The following is a 5,791-nucleotide window of genomic DNA, read 5'->3' as shown; positions in this document are numbered from 1 at the left end:
CAAGAAAACCGGGGCGGTTCAGCTACTGATGGTGGCCGACCACACCAGCCTGCTGTTCGAGCTCGACAACGACGCGCTTCGGCTACTTGGACGGGGTGCTTTCCCGCTGTTCGGCCTGGTGTGGGCGATGAACCTGGCCCGACATCCGCGCATCCGTCAGTCGTCGCTGAACCGGTTGTGGGTGTGGGCTGTGGTGGCACAGGGCGGCTGGATACTCGCCGGGCTGCAGCCGTATGAGGGCAATATCCTGTTTGCCTTTGCGGTCAGCGGGCAGGCGCTGGCGCTGGCGCTGATGCAGCAGCACGGTCCCCGCGTGTGGCCGCTGTCGCTGGGACTGGTTCTGGCGTGGTATCCCTTCTCGGGCGGCAGCTATGGCCTTGCCGGCATCATGATGCTGTTACTGGCCTGTGGGGTATGCATGACGGCCAGGCGCACCACGCGCACCGGACTGGCGTGCTGTCTGGCGCTAGTGATGCTCGCGCTGAACGCCGGCGATGGTGCGCCGATGGTGATAGCGGGGCTGGTGATACCGGGCGTCATCCTGACAGTGCTGAGCCGCGCCTGTCGTCTGGTCAGCCGCTTCTGGCCCAGGGAATTTTTTCCGCTGTTCTACACCGTGCATCTGGCGGTATTGGGGCTGATTGCAATGTAACGCAACCATCGGAAAAATAGGGTAAAGTAACCGCATCGGCAGCATTGAGCCATCCGGAGAGGAACAACATGAAAGAACAGGAGCGTCCCACACTGACCTTGCGCCGCAAGGTGCCCTCGGAAAAACCGGCAACCGCCACTGAGCACAACCCGCCCCGGGCGGATACCACCCCGGTGGTGACGCGAAAAAAAACGGTGGTGGTGAATGCCAGTGGCAGCCCTCAGCCGGCCTGGAAAGTAAAAAAACAGGCAATGGAAGAACAGGCGAAAGCCGACCGGGCCGCTGCAAAAGCGGCCCGCCGGGCGGAGAAGCTACGATTACGGGCCGAGCAGGAGGCGCAGGAGAAAGCAGCCAGACAGGCAGAAAAGCAGAAGGCTGTGCAGCCGACGTTCATCAACATCATGCCGCTGGCGGACGCGGTGGCGGTCGTACACCACTGCTGGCCGGCCCTGGTGGTTGACGGGGTGCCGCAGCTGCTGCCCATTCATGCACGGGAAATGATGGCAGCCGATATCCGCGCGCGTGGCCTGGACATCTCCATGAAAAAGCTTAAGCGTTGCCTGTCGGCCATTACTCGCTCGGAAATGTATTTACAGAGCATGGTAGAGGGGGCGTGGCGGGTGAGCCTTGCGGGTGAGCCGGTGGCGCAGGTGAGCGCGAGTGAAGCGGAGTATGCGGTGAAGCGTATTGCGCAGGAACGGGGGCGCAACCAGCGCAGGCAGGCGTATGAAGAAAGGCAGACCGCCGCTGCACTCGCAGGTGGGTAACCCGGCTGTTTAACCGCCTCAATCGCCAGGACAATATCCAGGCGAATGAGACACTGGCGAGTAACAGGGCCTGGAACTCCGATTGTTCTGTTTTTCGCCAAAGGTTTTCCAACACGTTGGCGGCTTGCCACTTACCACACCAGAACAGTAAAACAACGAGGGAACTTTCTTTCTGGTGGCTCCTGAGCCGATCACGACGGTGAATGCCGGTTGTCGGAATACAGTAAATTAAATAATTCAACGCGGAATAAATTCGTAAGGAATCTTTGTGTCTGTTAATCAATATATCGAAATATCAGATAATAATGAGGCGAGAAAAATAATAACGGACACCATCAAGGGTCTGGTCGGTGGGCGTGTTATTCATTCTCGTGAGGATATTATTCGTTTTCTCTGTGGTGAGGGATTTGATATTCCTGATGTAAGTGAAGACAGTATTACGGTGAGCGCACCGGATGAACCGGAAAATACACTCACGCTCACCGGTTATTTATTCTCGTCGCAGTTCAAACTGACACGCTCAGCAACGGACATCGAGGTCACTACCGGGGAGGTGGGGGCATGAGTCTGAGCCTGCTCTTCTTATCCGCCTCGCTGCTGCTCCTGGGTGGGCTACTTATCCTTGTTGCAATGATGAAACGTCCGCAGAGTCCATTCCTGCTCACCCTGAAAGCGGCAGGATACGTTGATGACGGACCGGGAAATTCAGTTCCTGCAGGGGCTGCTGCATACTGTCGACCTGACACGCTGGTACCTGTGCCCGCAGGTGCGGGTGGCGGACATAGTGCAGGTGTCAGGAAGGGTGCCGCCCCGCAGCAAGGCGTGGTGGGGGCTGTTTCGGATGACCTCGCAGTGGCACTGCGACGTGGTCATTGTTGAGCGTCAGTCTTTCAGGATAGCGGCCGTCGAGGAGCTGGATGATGCCACGCACCAGAAGGCGCTGCGGCAGCGGCGGGACATCGTGTTCGGGGAAGTCATGCGCCAGGCGGACATCCCTCTGTTGAGAAGTAGGGACAGTCGTGAGTTGCAGAATAGGGTACGCGAATTTCTGGCCGAACTGTCGGATGAATATGACGCTGCGGGCCGACAATCATCGAATTAACCTATCAATGGGAGTTTTTAATTTATGAGTAATGAAATGAAAATTAATAAAGCGCAACTATCCACGCGGTCACAGCGTATTATTTTCCATGCACGCATCGTCTTGGCACAAATGCTGAATATCCTGCTGGCAGGCAGCAAAATCCTTATAACTGCGTTATATGTTATGCCTTGCGCATTTTTCTGGCTATTAGTGTCGCTCATTATTTTCTTTCCGCAACTTTTTACAGAAATGATGTCAGTGATTAGCCATATTTCAACAGCCGAGGAGGCTATGGTTGTATTGCAAGCGACATTCGGTCCCCAGGGAACTGCAGCGCGTTTCCTGTTGGTTACCTGGATACTGTGGACTGTGTTGCGATTGGTGATGGGGTGGAACCCAGGGTTTCGTAACTGCTGGCGTGATGCGCGCAATCGTGAGTTACAGGACTGAACGAGTGACTTGTTTTCACAGGAAGCACAGTCAAATGTCGTCAAATCGCAGCTTTGCTCACACTGGGCCTATCAGCAGGAATTTGAGCGTCTTTGGGCTGAAGGTACTCCGCTAAATTCGAATTACTGATCCTTTCTTCAAGCCATCAGATCTGCAGAACATCATTGCTCATGCGCCAACATGAGTCGCAGATCACGATCATTTGCTGCTAACTGCTGGAAACTGTAGTAATCTCTGTCCCAATGATCCTTTTTTGATCCTTGGGGAGGCAGAAATGTCGCAGACGATTGGTGTAGTTACCCCCTCAACGAAAATGAAGCGGATTTACCGTAAAGGAAATCCTTTGAGTGCCACCGAACGGCAACAGGTTTCTCTTGCGCGGAAAAAAAGTACACATAAAGAGTTGCGTGTCTTTGTCAGGGACTCACTGAAAAGCCAGCTTCAAAACATGTGTCAGCGAGAAGGCATAACCCAGGCGGAAATGATCGAACGGTTGATAGAAATGGGGTCAACACGTCACATTTAGAATGTAACGACGTCACATTCTTGATCGTTATGCTTGTGAGTGCTAGATTACTGATCGTTTAGGTATTTAAGGTTGGCCACGCCGGTAAGGTGGCAGGGACAGAAGACGTTGAGAAAGTTCTCCGGATTCTGAAAAGCAAAAACCCCGATAATCTTCTCTATCTTGGCGGACGGGAAAGATTAACGGGGCTCACTCAAAACTGTATAGAAGCGTTGCTCTATGCAGGGAGTATAGAATTGTGCCAAAAAAAATTCAACTCCTATCGTGCAGCATAAGCGCAGGGCTATTTGACTAGCCTGAATTTCGCGTCTGATGCACCGATAATCGAACCCAATCGTACCCGTCGTGGGGAGGCAAATGCCTTACGCAAAGGGACGTCAAAAATCCATCGTCGCTATCAGCCTGGGCTGAAGTGTGCTGTGCCACGAGGTATGGCGTCGAAAGTGGTCGCCCGCGTCAGCAGTCACAACTGGCATCGCAATCCCGACCTGGTCGAGTTGCGCCAAAATGGGTATGTTCCGTACACCAAACGCAACGATCCGTATTACATTCCAAAGCCGATGCGTGTTCACGCGCGTTCCGAGGCCTGCCAGGCGTTGACCGCTTTGTCACAGGTCATGGCCGCTAACTGCGACTTTAACCCGGACAGCGACTATCCTTTCGAAATCATGGCCCCGATGGATCAATTGGCCCATTACATGGGCGTTTTGCATGTCTATGAAAGTGGCCGCAAAGCGTATGACGTGGCGCTCAATGCGCTATCGGTGATGGAGCAGTTGCAGTACGCGATCGTCCTGCATGGCAAAGATACCGACAGTGGACAGAACAAGCCGTTGCGTGTCTGGCTCAGTGAGAAATTCTTCACATCCCGCGGTATCGCGGTTGATGAAATTCGCCTGTGGCTCGGCCAATTCCGTACCTGGGCGATCAAGAACGGCCTGACCGAAACGCTGCGCACCAAATATGAGCGCCATTTACTGCGTATCGAGCACATTGGCATCGATATCAAGAACCGTCATTCCTTGCGTAACCGGCTTAAGCAGATCAAGCGCTGGGTGGTCAACCCGGACTTGGTGCGCGAGAAAGAGAAGGTGGTTGGCCAGCTCGAAAACGTCCTCGATACGCTTGAGCAAGGTGATCGTCTCGATTTGCTCCTGGACGGTCTACAGAGCAAAATCAAAGCCGATGGCAAAGGCCACAATAAGGCGCAGAACCTGATGTATCAAGCCTATGTTGCCTGGTCGAACAAAACCATGCGTCACAAAGTTGTGTCGCTGGAAATGGAGCTCCAGCGCGACAAACCGGGGCTGCTTCACAGCGATCCGGAAACCTATTATCAGTTGTTGCTGGAACGCGCCGGCAAACTCTAATCCCCAACACATCGCCTGAAAAACCGTGTCCACCCCGACGCGGGTTTTGTGCTGCCTGGCGTTCAGGAATTGCTGTTTTTGCACGCGATACGCGCGCTGGCGATGGCGAAAATGAGGCGGGGTGGCCATCCTCTTCCTGACTCTGATATCCAGGAGCGTAAACAACAGCAGTTAATTTCGAAGAAGACAGTTAATTTCGAACCATAACGTACTGAAATCCTTAATTCCGAACGTTAATCCATAACAAAATAAGCCTTTTAAAAAAGGGGATGTCATCGCGCTCAACAGCGCTCGATGATACCTCCCTCGCTTTGCTCAGGCAGAACACCACTGAAAACTCAAATACCGAGCTAAAACTCAACCCATCGGCTACGCCGGTAAAGTAGCTCCCGCAAAGCGGGCTATCTGGCTGTACCCAGTTGCTCAATGTGACTAACAATCGTGGCCAGAACACATCAGCGCTGTCCTCAGCAACACACAACTCCCCACCCACTGCAAAGCCGCCGCCGCCCCGGCCAAAGGCCGGGAACAACAGTGGCTTTAAAGTGGGTGTTATAACTAAGATTCAATATTGCTGCGGGAAACATCGCGGGAAGTCTTGCTTACACACTCGTAAGCGGCCCTTCGGCCCGCATAACGCGGAGATACGCCACGCCTACGGCTACGCCTTGGCGTGACCACTCCGACCGTGCAAAATAGTTTTTGTGTCGCTTTTAGTGGGTATGGCTTAGCAGGGCGGAAGGAAGTATTGGCGAAACCTATCAAAGTAGGGCGGCGATGCCGCGTTACCGGCGACTTTAACCTACGGTGTTCTCTAGAGCTACGGTAGTCGCCTCCATGCGCGATGCGCATAAATGCGGGCAGACCTACAAGAGGTCAGTTTGGATATGATTGGATGCGGGAACCAGGCGGCAGCGTGCTTCATGGTTAGGAATCTGGAAA

The 5,791-nt window shown here is 53.8% G+C and carries 6 protein-coding genes and 1 pseudogene; all 7 read left to right on the top strand.

The features are described 5' to 3' along the window. A partial coding sequence (traX, locus tag U869_RS0128700; protein ID WP_025122142.1) for a type-F conjugative transfer system pilin acetylase TraX occupies window positions 1-652 on the top strand: 652 nt, incomplete at its 5' end. 68 nt (window positions 653-720) lie between these two features. Next, window positions 721-1,419, top strand: a complete 699-nt coding sequence (finO, locus tag U869_RS31280; RefSeq protein ID WP_025122141.1) for a fertility inhibition protein FinO — start codon at window positions 721-723, stop codon at window positions 1,417-1,419. Window positions 1,420-1,687: 268 nt separating this feature from the next. Then, window positions 1,688-1,984 (top strand): hypothetical protein, encoded by a 297-nt coding sequence (locus tag U869_RS32700; protein WP_025122140.1) that lies wholly within the window; start codon window positions 1,688-1,690, stop codon window positions 1,982-1,984. A 105-nt stretch (window positions 1,985-2,089) separates the two neighbouring features. Further along, window positions 2,090-2,521: pseudogene (locus U869_RS29895) on the top strand (DUF2726 domain-containing protein); the annotation flags it as partial. 24 nt (window positions 2,522-2,545) lie between these two features. Next, a complete protein-coding gene (locus tag U869_RS0128680; protein ID WP_025124031.1) occupies window positions 2,546-2,953 on the top strand; it encodes a hypothetical protein in 408 nt (135 codons plus the stop codon). A 274-nt stretch (window positions 2,954-3,227) separates the two neighbouring features. After that, on the top strand, window positions 3,228-3,479 hold the full coding sequence (gene repA / locus U869_RS0128675; protein ID WP_025122138.1) for a replication regulatory protein RepA: 252 nt from the start codon (window positions 3,228-3,230) through the stop codon (window positions 3,477-3,479). A 287-nt stretch (window positions 3,480-3,766) separates the two neighbouring features. Continuing rightward, window positions 3,767-4,849 carry a Replication protein gene (locus U869_RS0128670; protein WP_369795079.1) on the top strand — a complete coding sequence of 361 codons (1,083 nt, stop codon included), beginning with the start codon at window positions 3,767-3,769 and terminating at the stop codon, window positions 4,847-4,849. Window positions 4,850-5,791 lie beyond the last annotated feature (942 nt).

The organism is Serratia sp. H1w, from assembly GCF_000633355.1.
Classification (GTDB): Bacteria; Pseudomonadota; Gammaproteobacteria; order Enterobacterales; family Enterobacteriaceae; genus Chania.
This window is presented reverse-complemented; position numbering and strand designations above follow the sequence as displayed.